The sequence below is a fragment of the Longimicrobium sp. genome (assembly GCF_035474595.1).
Lineage (GTDB): Bacteria > Gemmatimonadota > Gemmatimonadetes > Longimicrobiales > Longimicrobiaceae > Longimicrobium.
Genome location: NZ_DATIND010000124.1, coordinates 25,814 through 46,699, shown reverse-complemented (window position 1 = coordinate 46,699; position 20,886 = coordinate 25,814). Strand labels below are relative to the sequence as shown.

Here is a 20,886-nt window from a genome sequence, read left to right as displayed (position 1 = left end):
CACGCGAATTGAGAGTAGATGCTGGTTCCGGCGCCATTCTGCTCGTGCTTCGGTCGAGCCGGAAACGACGAAAATCACGCGGAGACGCCGAGACGCAGAGAACTCCGTCCATGGGATGAGCTCTCTGCGTCTCCGCGGCTCCGCGCGAGGCCTTCCGTTCAGCTCGCCCGGATCTGCCGTATGATCGTGGGGTCGGTGATGCGGGTGTCGTCGGCCAGGAGGAAGGCCTTGCTCAGGATCACACTCAGCAGCGTGTCGCCCTCGAACGGGAGCGCGGGCGCGGCCACGCGGTTCTTCTGCGCGCGCGAGTCGGGGACGATGCAGAGGTAGCGGCTCCCCGGCTCCATCAGCACGTTCCCGCTCCCCAGGTGGATGCGGTAGGTGGCCAGCGTGCCGCGCACCTCCAGGAACCGGTCCTCCAGCCGCGCGACGGGGGCGATCTTCAGGCGCGGGAGAAGGCGCTCCAGCACCTCGCGGCGCGTCTCGGCGGTGGCGGAAAGGACGCCGAAGGCGAAGTCGCGCCAGTAGCGGCCCAGCCCCTCGCCGTCGCGCCACTGCGGGTCGGTGCCGATGCTGGAGACGCCGACGAACAGGTCCACGTCGCGCATCACCTCGCTGAGCACCAGCGGCGGCACCTGCTCCAGCGGCAGCGGCACGCCGTCGCGGAAGAAGCGCACCGAGTCGGTGGCCACGTACATCGCCACGCCGGAGTGCGCCATCATCGCCTCGCCCTCCACGCCCTCGATCCAGAACTCCGCCGTCAGCCCGGCGTGGCCGGGGATGCGCAGCGTGGGCCACATCCCCCCGTCGTACTCGCCCATCATCGCGCTCTGCCAGCCGCGCGACTTGGCCAGCGCCGCCATCTGGTGCTGCCGCAGCACGTGCGCGGCGAAGCGGTTGGAGTAGGTGAAGGTCTCCTCTTCCGCGGGCGTCAGCCGGTACGTTTCCCGGTGCGCCTGCTTGAACGGCTGCGTGACGGCGTGCCGGTCCAGCCACGCGCGCCACGCCCGCGCGTCCTCCGGCGCCGCCGCGACGGGATGCCAGAGCCCGGCCATCGTCCCATCTCCCAAACCTTCCAGCGGCCGGTCGTCCGCGTCCACCAGCGCGCCGCCCAGCCAGGCGCCCGGGCGGACCTCCCCGTCCGACTCGAAGCGCCAGATGATGCGCCGGGCGAGGAGCGCCATCAGCGGGTGATCGAGGTAGCGCTCGCGCCAGGCGGGGAAGGGCAGGGTGCGCTCCCACATGGGGATCGTCTCCAGCCGCGCGCGCTGGGCGGAGAAGGCCTGCTCCATCTCCGTGGCCGCCTTCTTCAGCGCCTTCAGCTCGTCCGCGTGCGACGACTTCAGCGCGGCGGGCGGGCTCTTCTGCGTCTTCCCGTCGCGCGTCCACGCCGTCTCCGCCTTTCCGCCGTCCAGCCGCACCTCCACCGTCCACCCGTCCAGATCGTCGCGGATCAGGCCGGGCTCCTCCATCCCGAAGGTGGAAACGGCCAGCTCCTCCAGATCGGCGGGCTGCATCCCGCGGCGGGCGGCGGCGGCCAGCAGCGTCTTCTCGATCAGCGCCTGCGCCTGCACGTAGCGGATCTTCGCGCGCAGCCGGCCGATCTGCTCCAGCGCCTCCATTCCCGGCATCTCGCCCAGCGCGGCCACGCAGGCGTTCACTACCTTGGCCGAGCGCTGGCCGACCATCGGAATCTTCCTGCCGCACGCCAGCGCCACGCCGCCCAGCACGCCCGCCGTCTCCGCGTCCGGATCGCCCGCGAGCGCCCACACCATCCCGCGCGCCAGGTCGCCCGCGCGGACGGGGAGCAGCGTGTCCGCGCCCGGCGCGATCGCGTCCAGCCACGCCGCGGCCTGGGTCCGGAACGCGTCCGCGCCGACGGTGGCGACGGCGGCGCGCGCCTGCTTCAGCCACTTCGGCGAGGCCTTGCTTCCGGCGGACTGCAGGAAGCGCAGGAGCGCCGTCCACCGCTCGCGCTCCGCCGGCTCCATCGCCTCGATGGCGGCCAGGACGCGCGTGGACCACGGATCGTCCTCCAGATACACCGCGTCGGCGCCGTGCAGGAGGACGAACAGGCGCTCGGCCATGGGGCGCGCTTCCGGCTCCGGGCTGGCGCGGAGCCGGTCGCAGAGCGGCTGGACCATGGGCCGCAGCACGCCGGCCGCGCCCTCCGCCGACCAGACGCGTTCGAGATGGGACAGCACGTGGCCGGAGCGCAGCATCAGCCACGGCCATCCGCGCGGCAGCGCGGCGACGGCCTCCAGCAGGTCGGCCATCCCCTCCGGCGTGAACTCCAGCGGGAGGGCGGTGACCACCTCCAGCAGGCTGTCCACGCAATTCCGCTCCCACGCCGAGTCCTGGCGCAGCAGGTACCACGCGACGCGGTGCATGGCCGCGACCGCCACGTCCGCGCGCTCGCCGGGCGTGGCCTGAAGGATGGGCTCGGCGCAGGCGAAGCCGCGGATGTCGGTGTACGCCGTCCAGCGCCAGTCGCGCTCGGCGATCTCCAGGACGAGCGCCTCCAAGCGGCGGTGCGCGGTGACGTACGGCCCCTCGCCGGGAAGCACGAAGGTGTCGCGCGGGCGTGGCTTCCGCCGCTCCGCCTCGAGGCGCGCGCGGATGGCCGCCTCCCTCCACTCCGCCGCCTCCAGCAGCTGCTCGGGGGTGAAGCCGGTCTGCATCATCATCCCCCCACCAGCGGCACCAGGCGCACGAAGGTGACGCCGGTGCCCAGCGCGATGCGGATCGGCTCGTCCAGCGTCTCCACCTGCCGGTCGCCCACCAGGACGAAGAAGCCGTTGGCGCGGAACGCGGCCAGCGCGGCGGCGCACTGCTTCCCGGCGTCCAGCTCGCGGGGCTCGCGCATGCGGTAGCCGTCGCGGGCGGCGGCGGCGCCGTCGGGCTGCACCAGGCCGGAGAAGGTGGCGCCGCGGGTGCGGTTGTACTCGCGCACCTCCTCGTGCACGCGCCGGGTGATCAGCTCGCGGACGGTGATCTCTTCGTCCAGAAAATCCAGCGTGCGCTCGCGGAGCACGTCGCCGGCGGCGGTTTCGTCGCGCAGCGTGAGAGTGGCGGGCATGGGAATCGGGAGAATGGTGCGGATGGGATGATTCGGAGCGGTGGATGAATGGTAGCGGCTCGCGCGGCGGGTGTCCATCGGGGATTCCTGGGGTTGAAAAGAACGGCATCACACGGAGGGAACGGAGGAAACGGAGGAGGTGGTCCCAAGCCGCATCCGGCACCACTCGATGACGTCATCCTGAGGCCGACCGCACCACAACCCCATGTCGCACAGTCATTTGCAGGCCGAAGGATCTATACCGTCCTCGCACGTGCGCCAGTGGTCTGCTCCGGATCTTCTCCCGTCCCCGATACTGAATCTGGAGGAAGAATCAGTGCATCTCGTCGAGTCACGTGCTGCCGCGGCTATGGATCCTTCGGCCTGCAACCAACTGTGCATACACTGGTTATGGTGTGACCGGCCTGAATAGAAAGTCAGTCCAGATTGTGTTGTTCTGGGCGCCCGACTTTCATCCTCTGTGGTCGCGCGCAGCGCAGTGTCCGACTCAGGATGACGTCAGGTGGGTGCGGCGCAGAAGCTGTGAACTCTCTATGTCCTCTGTGAGAAACTTCTGGAACTCGGGGAACGACCAAGCCCCGCCGGAGTGCATTTCCGGCAGGGCTTCGGGAGATGGATATGACGATGGTTTCAGAGCTTCAGCGTCGCCCCGAGGGAGACGCCGCCGCCCGTGGCCGGTGCCACGCTCACCGACGGCGATGCGGCGCGGGGCGATCCGTTGTCCACGCGCTCCCAGCGGGTGCGGCGGAACGACGGCCCGGCCATCACCCCCAGCAGCGCGCCGATCAACCCGCCGTCCACCGCCATCGCCACGCCGATCTTGCCGTCGCGGCCCGGCGTGCAGTCCACGGCGTCGGGCGCGCAGCGGACGTGCCCCGCGGCGATGCCGCCCAGCACGCCAAGCGCCGTTCCCGCCAGCAGCCCCGCGCCGCCGCCGCGCAGCATGGCCCGTCCGCGCGAGCCGCGCCCGGCGGAGCGGTGCAGCACGGTGATCTCCGAGCGCAGCACCGCGTCGCTGCGCCCCGGCGCGTCGATGAACAGCGTGTCGTCGGTGACGCGCGCCAGCGTGCCCGCGTAGCGCCCCGCGCTGGACCACACCCGCACGGTGTCGCCCGCCGCCAGCCCGCGCGCCGCGCCGCCGGACGGCAGCGTGGCCCGCGTGACCACCGGCTCGCCCGAGGCCGCGGCGCCCGTCGCCATCGCGGGCGCGATCACCGGCGTGGACGCGCGCGCGGTGTCGGACGCGGCCTGCGCGGCGGCGGTGCCCGCGCACACGCAGGCAAGGGCAAGGGAGAGCGGAATGCTGCGGCGGGCGGCGGGATTCACGGGGCGGCACCACGGTGGGGGATCCGGCGCGGGAGCGCGTGGTGCGCCCCGGCGAAGGTGAAATGCTGCCGCGCCCGCGCCCGTTCCGCAAGGGAAGCTGCAACGGGGAACGGTGGCAGCTGCTCAGCGGAAAGTTACTGCAGCCGCTTCACGTGGCGGACCTCTCCCGGCTTGACCTGGGAGACTGCCTCCCGCAGCGCCCCCGCGAGCGGATGTAGGTCTTCGAGCTTGGTGCCACCTGCAGAGATCACCACGCAGCCGAAGCTCCGGCCGGAAAGCCGTTGCTGATGCTCCATGTTGCGATCCGCGGTGATGAACACCTCGATCCCGGCGGCTTCCAACCTTCGGAGCAGCTCGCCGTTCAGGATGCCCGTCCATCCTTCCTGGGCGACCGTGGTGACGTGATGCCCGGGAAGCTCGCGGGCAAGCAGCCTTGGCAGCATCTCGTCCAGTAATACACGGCGGCCCGCTGTCACCTCCTCGCTCATGCGGCGTGCGGAAGCCGCGAGAGGAGGGCATGCGCCGCATCCTCCAGGAACTGGATTGCCTGTTCCCGCTTCACCGACGGGAAGTTGTCGAGGAATTCATCGAGCGTGTGGCCGCCCTCGATCCAGTCCAGCAGGTTACGAACGGGAACCCGGGTACCGATGAATACGGGCTCGCCACTGACGATTTCAGGGTGGCTGTGAACCACGGATGATTCGAGCATGTCGGACCTCCTCTCAGGGTTACATCGACGCAAGCTAACGCGAAAAGAAGATGCGGCACACCCTCGTTCACTTCCTTGAAGCTGGCGGGTCCATCGGTTCGTGCTCCGGCGTCAGCACGCCGAAGACGATTCGTACACGCGAGCGGCTCGTGGTGGACGAAAGCGATACCTCCCCCGATGCCCCGCGCGAGCTCGCGGGGGTGAGCAAGCGCTTTCCCTTCAGGTAAGCCCGTCGTCGCGCACCGGCGCCTCCGTGCCTGGCTCCGGCAGAAACGGTTGCGCAGGCTCCGCGTACTCGCGCGCGGCGGGGACGGACATGTCCGCTTTCCGCTCGTTCCACAGCGGCTCGCGCACGACGGTCGCCGCGTCCACCGCCGCCGCCCTGTCCAGGACGAAGACGTGGCGGAACCCCTCGCGGCCCAGCTCGCCGAGCCCGCCGTGCAGCTGCGCGTGCTGCTGCGAGACGACGTGCGGCGGCACCTGCCGGCCGGCGCGCCCGCGGTTGCGCTCGGCGCACACGTCCTCCGGCAGATCCAGCACGATGGCGACGGGGGTGACGTTGCACTCGCGGGCCAGCGCCAGCAGCGGCTCGCGCGCCGCCGGCCGCACGTTGGTCGCGTCGACCACGGTCAGCCGCCCGGCCAGCAGCCGGCGCCGGGCGACGAAGTGCAGCACGTCGAAGGCGTCCGCCGTGGCGGTCTGATCGTTCTCGTCGTCGCGCACCATCGCGCGGAAGAAGTCGCTGGACAGCACCTCCGTGGGCCGGAAGTGCTTCCGCGCGAAGGTGGACTTGCCGCACCCGGACACGCCCACCAGCACCACCAGCGAGATCCCGGGGATGCGGATGACGGGCGCCCGCCCGGCCTGCGGCTCGTCGTCTTCCCCGCTGCCCGGCGCCGCGGGCGGCACGGCGTTCTCGGTCATCGGAAGATGGATCCCGGTTGATGCGAATCGGTTCCGGCGCGGCTACGCATCCGTTTTCGCGGCCAGGCGCGGATGCCGGTCGCGCGCGTCCGGGCGCCGCGGGATGCGCGACAGCAGCGTGCAGTGCAGGTAGTAGCGCGCCATCATCCCCTCCGGCCAGTCCTCCCGCACGCGCGGACGGTCGATGTCGCGCAGGGTGCGGGCATCCGCGCTGTTCGTCTGCAGCTCCGGGTTCCGGCTGCGGATGCGGTCGGCCTCGCCGGCCGGGATGCGCACCGCGTTCTCCAGCACCACGCGGTCGATGCGCCAGGGGTAGATCATCGCCGGCATCCACTCGTCCGACGACCAGCCCGCCCGGTACGCGTCGGGATCGAGCTCCAGCGCCACCTCGCCCGCCACGCCCATGCCGGGCTGCAGCCACTCCGGCGCGAACCACACGAACCCCAGCAGCCCGAAGTCGAGCACGCACGTGTCCTCCTCGCGGTGCGTCACCCGCGCCTCGATGCGGTACACGTCGTCGCCCAGCGCCAGCGCGCGCGGGTGCTCCACTTCCGCGGCGGCGAGCGAGAGCGGCTCCACGCGCAGCGCGAAATCGATCTTCCGCCCGCGAGCCAGGGTGCCGTACGCGCCGTCGTCCACCAGCCACGGCTCGATGGCGGCGATCCAGTCGTTCCCCGGGTCGCGCGGCTCGGCGTCCGGCGGCGGACGCGACGTCCACCTGATCTGCGGCGGCGGGAGATGGTCCACCTCCGCGATCAGCTTCTCGGCCTCCGCCAGCACCGGGTCGAATCGCCGCGCCTTCCGCGCGGCGCCGTTCTTTCGTTTCACCATGCTTCTGGTTCACCCTGCGGGGCAGGGTCCCATGGTTGTAACTGCGATGCTGCGATTTCAGCCTGCCTTCGAAGCGGGCGATGAATGCCGCCGTCGTCCCCGGCGGCTGGGGATCGCATCGCCCGCCGCCGCGGCCCGCGCGCGCAGCGCCTCCGCGCGGGCATGGAAGTACGGCCGCGCGGACGCCGCCAGCCGGTCCGCGTCCTCCAGCGCGCCGGCTACGTCGCCGCTGCGAAGGCGGAAGCGGGCGCGGAAGAGCACCGTCCACTCCGTGCGCTCGCCCGCGGCCTCGGTGGCCTGGATCTGCCGCGTGGCCGCGTCCTCCGCCTCGTCCCACCGCTCCAGCCGCTCGGCCGCGCGCGACAGCAGCCCCCACGCCCGCGCGTTCAGCGGCTCCGCGGCGGCGACGCGGCGCGCCACCCTCGCCGCGTGCGCCGCGCGGCCCAGCCCGAGCAGCACGTCCGCCATCACCATCAGCGCCCGAGGCTCCCCCGGGCGCGCCCGCAGCACGCGCCGGATCACCGCCAGCGCGTCGGCGTCGCGCGACTGGAAGTGCAGCTCCCGCGCGAAGCGCATCCGGCACTCCCACGCCGGCTCGCCGCGCTCCACCTGTCCGGCCAGGTTCCCCAGCGCCTCGCTCATCTTCCACAGCAGGCGGTCGCCGTGCACCCGTCCACCGCGGCCGGTCGCGCGCGGGTCGTCCGCCAGCGCCCCGAACGGCAGCGCGATCCCGCCGTGCCGCGCCACCCACCGCTCGGTGAGCGCGATCTCCGCCGCGTACCGCTCGCGCAGGTAGGGGAGGACCACGCCCCGCGTCCATTCGTGCTGCATGGCCTCGGCGTAGCGCTCCACCGCGTCGCGGTCCTCCGCCAGCCAGCGCCCGCGCGCCACGCGCTCGGTGTGGTCGTGGTGATGCGCCACCTCGTGCGCCAGCACTGACAGCGCCTCCATCCGCAGCAGCGGCTCCCACACGGCGCGGAGCGGATGCGCGGGGTCGATCACGTAGGCGTACAGCTCGATCGCCGCCGCGTCCGGGCGGTAGCGCCCCAGGATCCGCCCGGACCAGGCGCCGGGGAAGCGCGAGTACGACCATCGCCCGGTGAACGGGTCCGGCTCCTCGCCGCCCGCGTCGCTCTGCGCCAGCTCGTCCTGCGCCTCGCGCCCCAGCCGCATCTCCACCCGCGCCAGCCCGTCCGTCACCCCGCGCGGCAGGCGGCGCAGCAGCTCGCGCACGTCGTCCTCGCCCGCGGGAAACCAGACGTGCGGCCCGCGATCGGTGGCGGCGATCGAGATCGAATCGAGCGCCGTGTGCCCCCGCTCGCGCGGGCGCCGGCCGGTGCGCGCGCCGAACTTCATCCCCCGTTTGCGGTCCAGCTCGCCCCGCGCTCGCTCGACCGCCTCGTCGCGCACCTCCTCGCGCGAGACGTCCTGCGCCTTCAGCCGCGCCAGCGAGGCGCGCGTCGTGTGGATGCTCCGCGCCACCGCTACGCCGCCTCCGCTCTGGTAGTCGTAATCATACGGATCTGGCAATCACCTGCGCTAAAACGTACAGAGTGACGCGAATTTAAGTCGTCCCCACGCCGCACGCGTCCAGGGAGGATGAAAGGAGATCGGCCGTGAGCGCCGATGCTGCGGAATGAGCGGATCAGCCTCGCGCAGTTTGCGAGGCTTCCCGTAGTTGTTGCTGCGACGCTGCGACTTGAGTCGCCGGTGAGGAGAGCCAGCTCGCGCGCTTTCTATTCAGGCCGGCCACACCGCCGTTGATCCCGCACGAGCGGTTGCAGGCCGAAGAATCTATAAGCGAGGTCGCACGTGCGCTGTCGGATTGCATGATCGATCCCCCAACCGGTATCAGAATGGTTCCTGGCCGATGTTCATCTCTACTCGCTGGTGCCTACGTCGCGTCGGGTCTCTCCTCGATTTACGGATGGGCGATGAAAGTCGGGGGAGATGGAGTTACGTTGTGTCGCCCGGCCAATCTCCGGCCGTTTCTCTCATCGCGCTCCTTGAAACGATCGAGCGGGGAGGATGAGCACGGTCCGCATCTCCACGCTTCGATCCCGATCCCCCCCGCCCCGCCGCCGATGCCGATGCGACGCCGTCTCCCGATCCTCCTTCGGCTGGCCGCCGTGCTGGCCGCGGCGCCGCTCGCCGCGCAGCCGGCCGCCTCGCGCGCCGCCGTGGACCGCGCGGCCCGCTCCATCACCGTGAGCGACGTGCGCGCACGCATCGCCTTCCTGGCGGGCGACGCGCTGAAGGGGCGCGACACGCCCAGCCCCGGCCTCACCGTGGCCGCCGAGTCCATCGCGGCGGTGTTCCGCGCCGCCGGTCTGCGCCCCGCGGGCGGCGCGGGCGGCTTCGTGCAGCAGTACCGGTTCCAGGGGCACCCCGTGGCCCCCGCCGCGCGGCGCCTGGGCTTCCGCGCGGCGGACGGCACGGCCGTCGAGTGGGCGTACGAGCGCGACTACTTCGCCTTCGGCGCGCTGCACCCGGCCGAGAGCGCCGAGGCCGTGTACGCCGGCGCCGCCGCCATGCACCTTCCGCCGCTCCCCGGGTCGGTGCGCGGCAAGGTGGTCATCTACTCCCTCCCCGGCACCCTCATCGAGGGCGTGGGGATGCTGAGCACCGCGCTCACCGCGGGGCTCTCGGCCGGCGCCGCGGGCGTGCTCCTGGTGGCCGACCCCGTGGCCGACGCCGACAGCATGGCCTGGTTCTCCCGGCAGATGGAAGCCTCGGGAGTGTACACGCCGGGGCCCGTTGGCGGGCTGCGCTACGACGCCGCCCGCGCGCTCTTCCGCGCCGCCGGGCTGGACCTGGACTCGCTCCGCGCCCGCCCCGCCGGCGAGCCCATCCCCCTCCGCGGCGTGCGGCTGACCATCGAGCAGCCCGCCGTGGCCGCGGAGGTCACCGCGCCCAATGTCGTCGCCATCCTCCCCGGCAGCGACCCCGCGCTCCGCGGCGAGTACGTGGTCATCAGCGCGCACTTCGACCACGTGGGAACCGGGCGGCCGGACGCGCACGGCGACTCCATCTTCAACGGCGCCGACGACAACGCCTCGGGCACCGTGGCGCTCCTCGAGGCGGCGCGGGCGTTCGCGCGGCTGCCGCGGACGCCGGCGCGCTCCATCCTCTTCCTGGCCGTCAGCGGCGAGGAGCGCGGGCTGAAGGGCTCCGCATACTGGGTGCAGCACCCCACCGTTCCCATCGCCCGCGTGGTCGCCGACCTGAACCTGGACATGGTGGGCCGCAACGCGCCCGACACCCTCTACCTCATGGGCCAGGAGTACAGCTCGCTCGGCCCGGCCGCCCACCGCGTGGCCGCCGCGCACCCGGAGCTCGGCTTCCGCGCGCTGCCGTCGCAGGCCGACCCGAAGCTGCAGTGGTTCAGCCGCAGCGACCACGTGGCGTTCATCATGGCCGGCGTCCCGGTCCTCTTCTTCACTACCCTGCCGCACCCCGACTACCACCGCCTGAGCGACGAGCCCTCGCACCTGGATGCCGAAAAGCTCACCCGCGTCTCGCGGATGCTCTTCTACGTGGCCCACGCGGTGGCCAGCGAGCGGGCGCGGCCGGCGTGGACGGCCTCGGGGCTGAACCGGGCGCGCGCCGCCATCAAGTAACGACGGCGGTTTGGGGCGTGTTTGGCGCCGAGGCGCCAAACCGGGCTGCGCGCGCGGTAGGGCACGGTACGACTGTGCCCAACCGCGCCGGGCCCCCGGCGGATCCACCATTTCCCCATCTCCATCTCGACGAGCCGGCACCCGCGCCGCCGCCCCGCCGGGTTCCCGGCCCTCCGGGCGCGCATCCCTCACGCGATTCCCCGCACGCCCGCGTCTAGCCCGGCGTTTCACCCGCGGCCCGCGACGCGGCGAGAATGCTCTCCACGACCTCCGTCTTGGCGTTCGCGTAGTCGTTCATGTCCGGCCACTCGCGCGCGGCCAGCTCGCGCTTCACCGCCTCGTAGCGGCGCCGGTCCTCGTCGCTGGCGCGCAGGCGGTCGCGGAAGGCCAGGTAGCGCCCGATCTCGGCGCATCCCTCCGAGTAGACGTGGACGTGCACGTCCCGTTCGGGGGTCCGGAGCATCCGGTGCTCGTGCCAATCCGGCTCCCGCACCCGCAGGACGTACCCCGCCTCCCGCAGCGGGGAGAGATACGCGGACTCGTCCGCGGAATCGGGGACCACCACCAGGATGTCGACGACGGGCTTGGCGGCCAGCCCCGGCACCGACGTCGACCCGATGTGCTCGCTCCGCAGCGCGCGGCCGCCCAGCGCGCCGGCGATGATCCGGGCGTGCCGCTCGAACACCGCCGGCCATCCCGGATCGTACTCGGCGATCCGGATCTCGCGTTGCTCGGCCCCGCCGATCAGGCCGGTCTCCAGCGGCTCGTCCGCCATCTAGCTCCAAGCTCCAGTAGAGGACACCCAGGCCGGGCGGTAAGGTCAATCCTTGTACGGATCGATCTCCCCCGCGCCGGCCATGACCACCACCAGCGGCTGCAGCACGTGCAGCACCTCGATGGTGGGCCCCTGCGCCTCCAGCACCCTGTTCAGGCGCCGGTACACCTGCGGCGCCTCGTCCAGCCCGCCGCCGCGCAGGATCACCCCCTTCTTCCCCAGCCACTCCTCCACCATCCGCGGCTGGATCTTGCCGTGGCTCTTCACCATCCCGCGGCGGGTGCGCTTGCCGGCGGCCTCGGTGCGGCTCATCACCCGGCCGGCGCCGTGCACGGTGCTGAACAGCGCCTCCCGCTGCGTGCGAGCCACCTCGCTCCCCGGGTCGGCGGTGGCGCCGCGCACGATCACCGCGTCGTCGCCCATCGACCCGCCGATGAAGCCCAGCTGCCCGGGGAACGCGGGCGTGGCGCCCTTGCGGACCACCACGTACTCCACCGGCTCGCCCTCGGGCCCCACGTGCATCTCGCGCCAGGCGAAGTTGTGGTGGTTGTGCACCAGCTCCACCTCGGTGCCGCCCAGCAGCTCCACCACCTTGCGCGCCACCCACTCGCGCCCGGCGTAGGCGTAGCGCCCGGCCAGTTCCATCAGGTGCCAGTAGTCGTGCCCCACGGGCTGGCGTACGTCCAGCAGCACCTCCTTCTCCCTGCCGCGCTCGCCCCAGGCGCCGCCCTGCGACAGCGACAGGAAGTCGCTCGCCACCGTGTGCCCGAAGCCGCGGCTGCCGAAGTGCACGCCCACCCACACCGCGCCGTTCTCGTCGGCGAACACGTCCACGTAGTGGTTGCCGCTCCCCACGGTGCCCAGCTGGCGCCGCGCCTTGTCGCGCAGCGTGTCGCGGTAGCCGCCGGTGTTGGGGATGGCGTACCACGCCGGGTCGTTGAACAGCGGATCGTCCACCGGCGCATCGTCGGCATCGTTCCTCCGCCCCAGCCCGAACGAGATGGTGTTCGCCACCTCGTCGGCCACGCGGTTCGCGCGCCGGTCGCTGATCAACCGGTGCGGGTTGCGCCGGATCTCGTCCAACGCCAGGTCCTTGGTGAGGTCTTGGACACGTAAGTCTGTGCGAATGGCGCAGTTGCCGCACCCGACGTCGAACCCAACGCCCACGACCGACACGTGATCACGATACGCCGTGACGCCACCGATAGGCATCGTGAAGCCAACGTGCCCGTCCGCCATAAGCGCGGCACGCTCCGCGCGGCTCGCCACGTCGTGGAACTGGCGCAGCGTGTTCTCCTGGTGCTCTCCGAAGATCTTCATCGTGCTCACACCCAATCTCATCCATACGGGACAACAGCTTCGATTTCCGACTCCACGATGGGCGGATCCCACCGCGAATTTCCTCCGGGCATGAATTGCCTCAAGAAAGTGAGCATCTCTCCGGGCCGGAAGTGGTCAATTACTTGTTTTGTAGAGCGAAAGGCTGCATTCCACACCACGTCAGCCACTCGTCCGAAGTCACGTAACCCACGAATCGGAACAGAACGGGCGATGTCGTTCCTGATTGAAATGTGGTCCTGCACCCATGTACCATGCACTGCATTGGAGTCTAATCTGTAGAATATCTCGTACTCAGATTCGTATCCCAATCGCTTCGCCAGATTCCGGTGGTCATTGGGGCCGCCAAACAGTTGAAACCACTTCAAGCCGGCTAGCTTCTTCTGTCGATCGATTTCTGCGTTTACAAACTGGAAATCCGGTACTTCCCTGATTCGCTGTCGTATTTCCGCTATGTTCTGCCTCGCTCCTGCGATTTCCTCCTCGGAGATCGCGAGAATTCTTTCCTTGTCAAACACATTCGCCGCGCTGATCACAGACTTCAACTCGTCGTTCGAAGCTGTTCCCGGAATAAAGCGTTCGGGTTCGGCGATGCGCTTGCGAAGGTCCAGCACATAGAACTGGCACGCGCGGCGATGAACATCTGCGTTCAACATCCACTCCAAATTCCAACTCGCCTCCAGCAGAGCTCTTGCTTGCAATCGGGCACCGTAAACCTGGCCCGAGCGGAGCAGTAGCTCAGCCGCGTCCATTAGCGCCACGTTCCGGTGATACAGAACGCCGACCCCAACCACGCGGTCGGTATCGCCGACACCCATGCTGTGAATGCGGATCTCGAGGTTCGTAGCGAAATCGATCAGCTCACGAAGGACATCGAGACTCGCACCGAAGTAGCGTTCGACGTCCTTCGCTGATTGCGCCGCATCCAGTACGAGTGGATGAGCCTGCAGTCTCATCAGGGCCACCTATCATCACCAGTTCTCGTCGTCGTCCCAGCGGCGGTCGGCGCGCTCCTCCTTGTTGCGCGCGTACACGAACGCCCGCAGCCGCGAGCGCTGTGCCTCGGTGCTCTCGTGGATGCTCTCCACGCGGGCGGTGCGCAGCCACACCCGCCGGCCGTGCAGGTCCACGAACTTGGTCCAGCGCGGCCGCCAGGCGCGTTCCAGCAGGGCACCCACCCGCACCGCCGTCTCCGCCGAGACGTAGTACGTGTCGCAGCGGGACTCGATCGTCCAGAAGTCGCCGAACTTCGGCTCCTCCCGCGGATCCTCCTGCTTCGCCTTGTTCCTCGTGTCCATGGTTCGCGTTTCGGTTGATGGGCGCGCGGACCGAACGATATCGGCCCGCGCGCCCGGTCACGGTTTCCGGGTCTTCATCTCCATTCCGTTCGGACGCTTCCGCCGGGGGGCGGGCGCGGCCGGGAGCTCCCGGACCGCGCCGCCTACCGCGCGAAATCGGCGATCAGCGCCGGCGTGGCCGCGTCGAACCCGGCCACGTCCAGCATCCCCGCGTCGTCCGGGTCCGCGATGGTGAACCCGTTCGACGCCATCGCCACGACCACCAGCTTCGCGGCGATCCCGGTGGCCTCGCGGTACTGCCGCAGGGCCTGCGCGGGGTGGACGTCCCCGGCCCAGGTCTCGTTGTCGGTGTAGACCACGAACAGGTCCACCGGCCACTTGCGGGTGCGCGCCTCCAGCATCGGCAGCGCGCAGTCCGTCCCGCCGAACGGCAGCCCGCTGGTCTTCGCCACCACGTCGTCCAGCCGCTCGCGCGGCGAGACGGCCAGCGTGCTTAGCCCCGTGGGGAACCCCGCGTGCATGCTGCGGCGCGTCCCCGCGGTGAAGGCGGTGAAGAAGTGCCGCGGCTCGGTGGCCGCCGTCACCAGCGCCATGGCCGCCGCCGCCTCGCGGCAGCTCACGAAGTCCAGCCCGTGCACGGGGGCCATCATCGACCCCGACACGTCCAGCGCCAGCATCGTGCGCCGCCCGCTCGGCTCCACCGCCCCGAAGGCCAGGTAGAAGGCCGCATCCAGCGCGTCCACCACCCGGGCCACCGGCTGCCACGAGTGCTGGCCGCGCACCCCGCGCCCGGCCGCGTAGGTGCGCAGCGCGGCCAGCACCTGCACCGGGTGCACGCGCGCCCGCTTCAGCGCGCCCGCGTCGGCGATGCGCGCCGCCACCCGCGCGGCCGCGTCGCTCCCCGGCGCCAGCACGCCCACCCGGGTGAGCGTGGCCAGGTTCCGCACCAGCGCGGTGAGCGGCATCTCCTCCAGGAGCGCCTCCCACACCGCCGGGTGGGTGAGCAGCTGCGAGGGCAGCATCTCGCGGGTGAGCCGGTGCTCGCGCACCAGCGCCGCCGCGCGGGCCGGCGCCATCTCCGCATCCGCGTGCAGCTCGGCCACCGCGCGCACCAGCCGCACGGCCTCGGTGTCCGGCGCCTCGCCCACCTCGCCGGTCACGGCTCGGCGGAGCAGGGCCCGCTGCTCGTCGCTCTCCGGCCGCGGGTGGGCCAGCCGGAGCGCGTCGCGGTGGCTCCAGCCGTCGCGCTGCGGGTACTTCAGGAGCTGGTAGGCCAGATCACGGGGCGGCCGGGCCGTGTACCAGCGCCCCACCGCGCGCCGCACGCCGCGCCCCCACCCGCGGAACGCCTGCACGTAGCGCAGCCAGTGCAGCAGGTGCGTTCCCGTGCGCGCCACCCGCGGCAGCGCCTGGAGCGCGGCGGCGCGCGTGGCCTCGTCGCCCATCCCGGCCGCCATGGCCAGCACGAACAGCGCGGGGTCGTTCTTCGGCGCGCGCCCGGCCTCGCTCACCTCCACGGCGCGCCGCACCACGCGGGCGCCATCCTCGCCGATGCACTCGGCCACCGAGCGGGCGTTCTCCACGGTGAGCTCGCGCTCGCCCACGTAGAAGGTCCCGCCGTCGCTCCCCAGCACCAGGAAGCGGTCCAGCCGCGCCCACTTGTCGAGCGCCCACGCGAACCCGCCCGCCGAGTTGGGCACCTGCGCGGTCCCGGGGATCGGCGCGCCCTGCGGCGTCGCGAGCGCCCGCAGGCGAGTCGCGAAGTGCTTCGTGAAGTCCATCATGTCACTCGCCTCCTTTCCGGCGAGAAGGGGTTGATAATCGCCCCGGCTGGGGCACCGCGGACGAGCGTCCCGGCGGAACGCCGTGCCGGCTTTCCCGAAACACGGTCCCATCGTTAACCCGCGCGGTTCGGCCCGCGGCGCCAGGGCCGGGGGAGTGTGGACGGAACCGGATGATGAGTCGCCCCCGGACCGCCCCGGCGAAGGGGCGCTTCGTTGACAGCAAAGGATACGATCACCCGGAAGCCGCGACCCGGCCCCGCCCAAGTCCTGATCCACCAGAGACATTCATCAGCGCCGCGGATGAGGTCCGTGCTGCCCGCATTCGTTTGCAGCGATAACCGGGCAGCGCCGACCCGCGGCACTCACGCACTTCCGCACTCACGCACTTCCGCACTGTCGTCCTGCCTCACCGCCGCACGCGGACGAAAAGTCGCATCGGCCCCGGGGTCGCATGTTCCCGGGTAAGGGTGCGATAACCGATCGCGTGCGGCCCGCGCGCGACGGTGCGGCAGATTCCTTCATGGAACTGGCGGGATTCGAACCCGCGGCCTCTCGAGTAAGATTCGATAACCCTCGTCCGTCGGCCCGGCATCGCGGCCGGACAAGTGGTTGGCGAGGAAGCGCTCTACCGCTGAGCTACAGTCCCATCCTCCGTCCCGATCTTCTTTCTCCGTCACGACGAGCACTGGAATCGGAGGATTGATGGTTCTCCTCCGTGCCTTCTGCGCCCTCCGTGAGAGCCCGTCCCGACCTGATCCAGCCTGTCGCCACGATGCCGCGGCCGCAGTCCCGCAGGGACTTTGTGCTGTTGTTGCCGCGAATTCATTCGCCCGGCCGAACCCCAAAGCCTGATCCGCGCGGGGGTGGAAGCCCGGCGGGACTCGAACCCGCGGCCCCCGGATTAGCGATGATCCTCCCACGTCGGCCCGCGTTGCGGCGGACGAGGAGGCGGGGAGGAAACCTCCGGCGCTCTGGCCGCTGAGCTACGGGCTTCCACACCACGCGCGGACGAGGGGCGGCCGGTGGGACTCGAACCCACTCCCCCGGATTCACGGCCCGGTACTCTCGCCGGTTGAGCTACGGCCGCCATCACCTCGTCTGTCCTGCGCTCCGGCGTGGGCCGGCGGAAGCGCTCCGCCTTCGGCGCGGGTGGTCGCGTTTGCACCCGAACCTGGGGCGTCACGCCCCGCCGGCCCGCCCGCCGGTCAACCGATCTTCATCTCCATCCACTCCTCCTGCCGGTGTGGGCGCGGACCGGAACGAGAATCGCCCCGCCCGCAGGGTTCTGCGCGGGCGGGGCGATGGATGATCGCTCCCGTGGACGGGCGATGCAGGGCGCGCGCTGGCGCCTACATCCCGGTCCTCCCGCGCTGGTTGCTGCTCTTGCCGATCGCGTCCAGGGCGGCATTCGCCGCCGACGGGCGCACGTATCCTCCGATGCGATGGATGCACGTCTCCCGCTGCGCGCCGGGCTTCGTGCCGGCGTGCGGGGCGTTGCGATCGGGTCGGGCGAAGCGTGCGTGCGTCATCTCGCTGCGTTCGGTGGTGCCGGTCCTGAAATCCACGAAAACGAAAAGTCGCGCCTCCGATGTCTCGCCGTGCAGCCGTGCTGCGGGCGCGGCCGTCCTCCCGCGCTTGGCGGGGCGGAACTGCCGAACGATCATCGGGACGCGACTCCCAAGGGCGCCAACTCTAAACGAGCCCGGGAACGGTGTCAACCCCCCATCTGGCCGCGTTGGACAAAGCAGGCCGCGCCGCATTTCCTCCCTCGTGCTGCAAACCTCTGGGAGATGCGAGGATGGAGATGTTTCGCCAGCTAACTGGAGGCGTTCTGCCTGCGTGAATCGAGCGGAGAATGGCAAGGCAGCGAGTCCGCGAAGGCGGACTTCGGGCCGTTGTTGCCGCGATTTCAATCGCCCTTCCACGTTCAATACCGCGTCTCGATCCCGTGCACCACGCGGTACGTGTCGCGGGCGATGAGCAGCTCCTCGTCCGTCGGAATCACCCACACCTCGGGCTGCGACCCTTCCGCGCTGATGCGCCCCTCGCGCCCGCCGGCGGTCGCCTCGTTCGCGGCGGGGTCCAGGCGCACGCCGGCGAACTCCAGCCCCTCGCACACCTTCGCGCGGATGCGGGCCGCGTTCTCGCCCACGCCGCCGGCGAAGCAGATGGCGTCGGCGCCGCCCAGCGCGGCCAGGTACGCGCCCACGTACTTGCGCGCGCGGTAGCAGAACAGCTCGATGGCCAGCCGCGCGCGGCGGTCGTCGTGCTCGTCGGCCTCGGCCATCAGCTCGCGCATGTCGTTGGTCAGCCCGCTGATGCCCAGCAGGCCGCTCTGCTTGTTCAGCAGCAGCTCCACGTCGTGCAGCGACAATCCCTCCTTCTGCCCCACGTAGTCCAGCACCGCCGGGTCCACGTCGCCCGAGCGCGTGCCCATCACCAGCCCCTCCAGCGGGGTGAAGCCCATCGACGTGTCCACCGAGTCGCCGTCGCGGATGGCGCACGCCGAGCAGCCGTTCCCCAGGTGCAGCGTGATGAGGCGCGACCCTTCGCGCGGGCGGCCGGTGAGCTGGCGCCAGCGGTAGCTCACGTAGCGGTGGCTGGTGCCGTGGAAGCCGTAGCGGCGCACCCGGTGGCGCCGGTAGAGCGAGTAGGGGATGGCGTAGAGGAAGGCCTGCTCGGGGAGCGTGTGGTGGAACGCGGTGTCGAACACCGCCACCTGCGGCACGCCGGGGCCGAGGACCGCGCGCACCGCCTGGATCCCCTTGAGGTTCGCGGGGTTGTGCAGCGGCGCCAGCTCGATGGTGTCGTCGATGCCGCGCAGCACCGCGTCGTCGATCAGCACGGAGCGGACGAAGCGCTCGGCGCCGTGCACCACGCGGTGCCCCGCCGCCCCGATCTCCGCCACCGAGGCGATGGGAACGCCGGACTCCTGGTTCGTGATCCACTCCAGCAGGTGGTCCACGGCGGCGCGGTGGTCGCGCATGGGCGCGCTCCCCGTGCGCGGCTCGCCCTCGCCCGCGCGGTACGACCACACCGCCTCGCCGCCGATGCGCTCGATCTGCCCGCGCGCCAGCCTGCGGTCGGCGTTGCCGGCGAAGCGGTGCTCGTCGGTGTCGATGAGCTGGAACTTGAGCGTCGACGATCCGACGTTGAGGACGAGGATGTTCACGGATACGAAGCCGGGCTGCTGCTCTGGTTGGCGGATCGGGATTCCGCGTCAGAGTAGCAGGCCGGGTGCGCGCGGGCCAGCGGCACCAGCTCACGGCTCGATCCCCGGCGACACGTCGACGAGTGAATGGATATCATCGAATTGCTTCACAAGACGCTTGATCTCGAACTGCGGGATTCGCATAGTGGTGATGCGAATTCCTCCTCGACCTACCCAGCCATTCAACCTCGTCCTTTTGGAGATTTTCCTCGGTCCGTTCGGACGCCGGGAAATCGATCGACGGCTGACCCTCCAATCCGAATGCAGGTTCCCGTTTCCACACCGTACCCTCGCACCGGAGCAACAGCATGCCGTTCATGGGAGTGATGTCCATCGACGACCAGGTCGCGATCACTTTCCACGCCGATCCGGCCAACGGGGGAAGCAGCGCGCTGGCTACCGGATACGTCCCGGACGGCTCGCATCTGCCGCCGCCGACGCAGTTCGACATGGTGGCCCCGGGTGGCGTGCAGACCCAGCACACCCGGGTTCAGGCTGCACTGAGCCTGAAGATCACCGTCGACGCTCCCGTCGACGGTGGCGGTCAGCTCCAGGTGTTCGTGAACGACACCCTGCGCGATCAGGGACAGGTGGGCGACACCATCTGGACCTACGCGATCGTATGATGACGACGCGCACACACCGAGCGGTGCGGGTCTCGCTCCCCGCTCTGATCGCGGGCACGCTGGCGGTGGGCGCGCTCGCGCGGCCCGTCGTCGCGGATGCGCAGACACGCGACATCCTCTGCATCCAGCGTTACAACGCGGTGGCCGGAAAAACGGTCTTCGATCCCACGAACGCCGCTCAGGCGGCGAAAGGGTGCCAGCTCGTTGCCGTCGCCCTGACGGCGGACTGGGGCGCGCGCGACCTGTTCGGCAGCGCCGTGAGCCCGCGCGACGTGTCTGCCACGCGCGACCAGACGACCGCGTCACCCGGTGAGCGCACCGCGGCCATCGAGCCGGTGGAGGCCGCGGGCGGCTCGGTGGCGGCCGTCGGCACGCAGAAGGGGGCGGGCGCGGTGGCGGCCATCGCCATCAACCCGTCGCTGTTCTTCGTCGATCCCGCCAACGTCGAGGAGGTGTCGAAGTGGAGCCGCTTCTCCGACGTGACCGTTCTGGTTCCTGCAAGCAACCTCAACGGGAGCAACGAGGACGATGCCACGGACGGGGTGGATTACATCGGCATCCGCTGGGGCCTGAACATCAACGGATTCAGGCAGGGAACCGAGGTATACCGGAAGGCCGTGGCCGCCTACAACCAGTTCCTGGCCGCGAGCGGGGTGTCCACCAGGCGCGTGCGTGACCTGCTGCTCGCGCTTCCGTCCGACGACGGGGTGGAGAGCTGCATCCGTGCGCTCTCGACGGCGCAGACGCTGGATGACGATGCGGTGTCGTCCATCACCCAGGTCTGCGGGGGTCCTCCGATCCCGATCGACCCGTCCAGCATCACCGGCCTGCAGGATGCCATCCGTCAGGCGCGGATCCAGGCGGATGCCAGGTATTTCGGCCTCGATCTTCGCGCGGACTTCGGCGACCTGACCCTCGCGGGGGTCGATACGCTCTCGGGAACCTCGCTGTTCGGAGGGATCGGCTGGGGCCGGCGCTCGGTGGGCTCGGGCAACGCCTCCACCGGGATTCGGGCGAACGCCGGCGTGCGGTACTGGAATCTGAAGGATTCCACGCAAAGCAATGTGGCCGTCGAAGGCGGCCTCGCGTTCGAAGCGATCCGGTTCTACAACTTCCAGCGACTCAGCATGGTGGGCGGACTGGACTTTCAGTGGCGTACGAGCAATTCCACGTCCGACGACGACACATCGATCGAGTTGCGGGGCTCGGTAAACGTGCCGGTTTTTCCAACTGCGAGCGTCTCCCTCAACCTGGCGGCTCCGCTGGTGGGAGCGCGGCGCGCTCCCGTGCTCAGCATCAAGGCCAACTGGCGCCTGCTCCGGTCGCGAACGTTCTGATCCCACGCGGGACCGGGCGGGCATCCGC

The 20,886-nt window shown here is 70.6% G+C and carries 18 protein-coding genes and 3 tRNA genes; 3 read left to right on the top strand and 18 right to left on the bottom strand.

The features are described from left to right. Positions 1–158: 158 nt before the first annotated feature. From VLK66_RS22130 to VLK66_RS22095, 8 genes are all read right to left on the bottom strand, one after another. Entirely contained in the window at positions 159–2,687 is a 2,529-nt protein-coding gene (locus VLK66_RS22130) for a DUF4132 domain-containing protein (RefSeq protein WP_325311661.1), read from the bottom strand. Beyond that, entirely contained in the window at positions 2,684–3,079 is a 396-nt protein-coding gene (locus VLK66_RS22125) for a hypothetical protein (protein ID WP_325311660.1), read from the bottom strand. The genes VLK66_RS22130 and VLK66_RS22125 overlap by 4 nt, the downstream gene beginning before the upstream one ends. A gap of 630 nt (positions 3,080–3,709) precedes the next feature. Further along, complete coding sequence (locus VLK66_RS22120) at positions 3,710–4,405, bottom strand: hypothetical protein (RefSeq protein ID WP_325311659.1); 696 nt, start codon at positions 4,403–4,405, stop codon at positions 3,710–3,712. Positions 4,406–4,539: 134 nt separating this feature from the next. Beyond that, positions 4,540–4,893, bottom strand: coding sequence for a hypothetical protein (locus VLK66_RS22115; RefSeq protein WP_325311658.1), 354 nt, complete (start codon positions 4,891–4,893; stop codon positions 4,540–4,542). Next, complete coding sequence (locus VLK66_RS22110; protein WP_325311657.1) at positions 4,890–5,114, bottom strand: DUF433 domain-containing protein; 225 nt, start codon at positions 5,112–5,114, stop codon at positions 4,890–4,892. Before VLK66_RS22110 ends, VLK66_RS22115 begins: the two co-directional genes overlap by 4 nt. 219 nt (positions 5,115–5,333) lie before the next feature. Beyond that, the gene (locus VLK66_RS22105) at positions 5,334–6,038 is read right to left on the bottom strand and encodes an AAA family ATPase (protein WP_325311656.1); all 705 of its coding nucleotides are present in this window, start codon (positions 6,036–6,038) and stop codon (positions 5,334–5,336) included. Between the two features lie 42 nt (positions 6,039–6,080). Continuing rightward, the gene (locus VLK66_RS22100) at positions 6,081–6,869 is read right to left on the bottom strand and encodes a hypothetical protein (protein WP_325311655.1); all 789 of its coding nucleotides are present in this window, start codon (positions 6,867–6,869) and stop codon (positions 6,081–6,083) included. Positions 6,870–6,926: 57 nt separating this feature from the next. Next, positions 6,927–8,399: a tetratricopeptide repeat protein gene (locus VLK66_RS22095; protein WP_325311654.1), complete on the bottom strand. Its 1,473-nt coding sequence runs from the start codon at positions 8,397–8,399 to the stop codon at positions 6,927–6,929. 560 nt (positions 8,400–8,959) lie between these two features. Between VLK66_RS22095 and VLK66_RS22090 the strand changes: the two genes are divergently transcribed. Next, positions 8,960–10,489, top strand: coding sequence for a M28 family metallopeptidase (locus tag VLK66_RS22090; RefSeq protein ID WP_325311653.1), 1,530 nt, complete (start codon positions 8,960–8,962; stop codon positions 10,487–10,489). A gap of 214 nt (positions 10,490–10,703) precedes the next feature. Here VLK66_RS22090 and VLK66_RS22085 read toward each other — a convergent pair whose 3' ends face one another. The 10 genes from VLK66_RS22085 to VLK66_RS22040 form a co-directional block, all read right to left on the bottom strand. Continuing rightward, the gene (locus VLK66_RS22085; RefSeq protein ID WP_325311652.1) at positions 10,704–11,264 is read right to left on the bottom strand and encodes a GrpB family protein; all 561 of its coding nucleotides are present in this window, start codon (positions 11,262–11,264) and stop codon (positions 10,704–10,706) included. Positions 11,265–11,309: 45 nt separating this feature from the next. After that, positions 11,310–12,584, bottom strand: coding sequence for an RtcB family protein (locus VLK66_RS22080; protein ID WP_325311651.1), 1,275 nt, complete (start codon positions 12,582–12,584; stop codon positions 11,310–11,312). Positions 12,585–12,601: 17 nt separating this feature from the next. Next, positions 12,602–13,558 carry a DUF5677 domain-containing protein gene (locus VLK66_RS22075; RefSeq protein WP_325311650.1) on the bottom strand — a complete coding sequence of 319 codons (957 nt, stop codon included), beginning with the start codon at positions 13,556–13,558 and terminating at the stop codon, positions 12,602–12,604. A 15-nt stretch (positions 13,559–13,573) separates the two neighbouring features. After that, positions 13,574–13,900 (bottom strand): hypothetical protein, encoded by a 327-nt coding sequence (locus VLK66_RS22070; protein WP_325311649.1) that lies wholly within the window; start codon positions 13,898–13,900, stop codon positions 13,574–13,576. Between the two features lie 143 nt (positions 13,901–14,043). Continuing rightward, entirely contained in the window at positions 14,044–15,684 is a 1,641-nt protein-coding gene (locus tag VLK66_RS22065) for a TROVE domain-containing protein (RefSeq protein ID WP_325311648.1), read from the bottom strand. 521 nt (positions 15,685–16,205) lie between these two features. Beyond that, positions 16,206–16,330: transfer RNA gene (locus VLK66_RS22060), tRNA-OTHER, on the bottom strand. A gap of 222 nt (positions 16,331–16,552) precedes the next feature. Beyond that, positions 16,553–16,677: transfer RNA gene (locus VLK66_RS22055), tRNA-OTHER, on the bottom strand. A 21-nt stretch (positions 16,678–16,698) separates the two neighbouring features. Beyond that, a tRNA-His gene (locus tag VLK66_RS22050) sits at positions 16,699–16,771 on the bottom strand. A gap of 262 nt (positions 16,772–17,033) precedes the next feature. Beyond that, a complete protein-coding gene (locus tag VLK66_RS22045; RefSeq protein ID WP_325311647.1) occupies positions 17,034–17,348 on the bottom strand; it encodes a hypothetical protein in 315 nt (104 codons plus the stop codon). A gap of 263 nt (positions 17,349–17,611) precedes the next feature. Then, the gene (locus tag VLK66_RS22040) at positions 17,612–18,856 is read right to left on the bottom strand and encodes an acetate kinase (RefSeq protein WP_325311646.1); all 1,245 of its coding nucleotides are present in this window, start codon (positions 18,854–18,856) and stop codon (positions 17,612–17,614) included. A gap of 347 nt (positions 18,857–19,203) precedes the next feature. Between VLK66_RS22040 and VLK66_RS22035 the strand changes: the two genes are divergently transcribed. Both VLK66_RS22035 and VLK66_RS22030 read left to right on the top strand, forming a co-directional pair. Beyond that, positions 19,204–19,521 (top strand): hypothetical protein, encoded by a 318-nt coding sequence (locus VLK66_RS22035; protein WP_325311645.1) that lies wholly within the window; start codon positions 19,204–19,206, stop codon positions 19,519–19,521. Next, on the top strand, positions 19,521–20,858 hold the full coding sequence (locus VLK66_RS22030) for a hypothetical protein (RefSeq protein WP_325311644.1): 1,338 nt from the start codon (positions 19,521–19,523) through the stop codon (positions 20,856–20,858). Before VLK66_RS22035 ends, VLK66_RS22030 begins: the two co-directional genes overlap by 1 nt. Positions 20,859–20,886 lie beyond the last annotated feature (28 nt).

Bases quoted from the DNA above. Each gene is read 5' to 3' on its own strand.
- VLK66_RS22130 (WP_325311661.1), bottom strand. From the start codon at position 2,687: ATGATGATGCAGACCGGCTTCACCCCCGAGCAGCTGCTGGAGGCGGCG.
- VLK66_RS22125 (WP_325311660.1), bottom strand. From the start codon at position 3,079: ATGCCCGCCACTCTCACGCTGCGCGACGAAACCGCCGCCGGCGACGTG.
- VLK66_RS22115 (WP_325311658.1), bottom strand. From the start codon at position 4,893: ATGAGCGAGGAGGTGACAGCGGGCCGCCGTGTATTACTGGACGAGATG.
- VLK66_RS22110 (WP_325311657.1), bottom strand. From the start codon at position 5,114: ATGCTCGAATCATCCGTGGTTCACAGCCACCCTGAAATCGTCAGTGGC.
- VLK66_RS22105 (WP_325311656.1), bottom strand. From the start codon at position 6,038: ATGACCGAGAACGCCGTGCCGCCCGCGGCGCCGGGCAGCGGGGAAGAC.
- VLK66_RS22100 (WP_325311655.1), bottom strand. From the start codon at position 6,869: ATGGTGAAACGAAAGAACGGCGCCGCGCGGAAGGCGCGGCGATTCGAC.
- VLK66_RS22090 (WP_325311653.1), top strand. From the start codon at position 8,960: ATGCGACGCCGTCTCCCGATCCTCCTTCGGCTGGCCGCCGTGCTGGCC.
- VLK66_RS22085 (WP_325311652.1), bottom strand. From the start codon at position 11,264: ATGGCGGACGAGCCGCTGGAGACCGGCCTGATCGGCGGGGCCGAGCAA.
- VLK66_RS22080 (WP_325311651.1), bottom strand. From the start codon at position 12,584: ATGAAGATCTTCGGAGAGCACCAGGAGAACACGCTGCGCCAGTTCCAC.
- VLK66_RS22075 (WP_325311650.1), bottom strand. From the start codon at position 13,558: ATGAGACTGCAGGCTCATCCACTCGTACTGGATGCGGCGCAATCAGCG.
- VLK66_RS22070 (WP_325311649.1), bottom strand. From the start codon at position 13,900: ATGGACACGAGGAACAAGGCGAAGCAGGAGGATCCGCGGGAGGAGCCG.
- VLK66_RS22065 (WP_325311648.1), bottom strand. From the start codon at position 15,684: ATGATGGACTTCACGAAGCACTTCGCGACTCGCCTGCGGGCGCTCGCG.
- VLK66_RS22045 (WP_325311647.1), bottom strand. From the start codon at position 17,348: ATGATCGTTCGGCAGTTCCGCCCCGCCAAGCGCGGGAGGACGGCCGCG.
- VLK66_RS22035 (WP_325311645.1), top strand. From the start codon at position 19,204: ATGCCGTTCATGGGAGTGATGTCCATCGACGACCAGGTCGCGATCACT.
- VLK66_RS22030 (WP_325311644.1), top strand. From the start codon at position 19,521: ATGACGACGCGCACACACCGAGCGGTGCGGGTCTCGCTCCCCGCTCTG.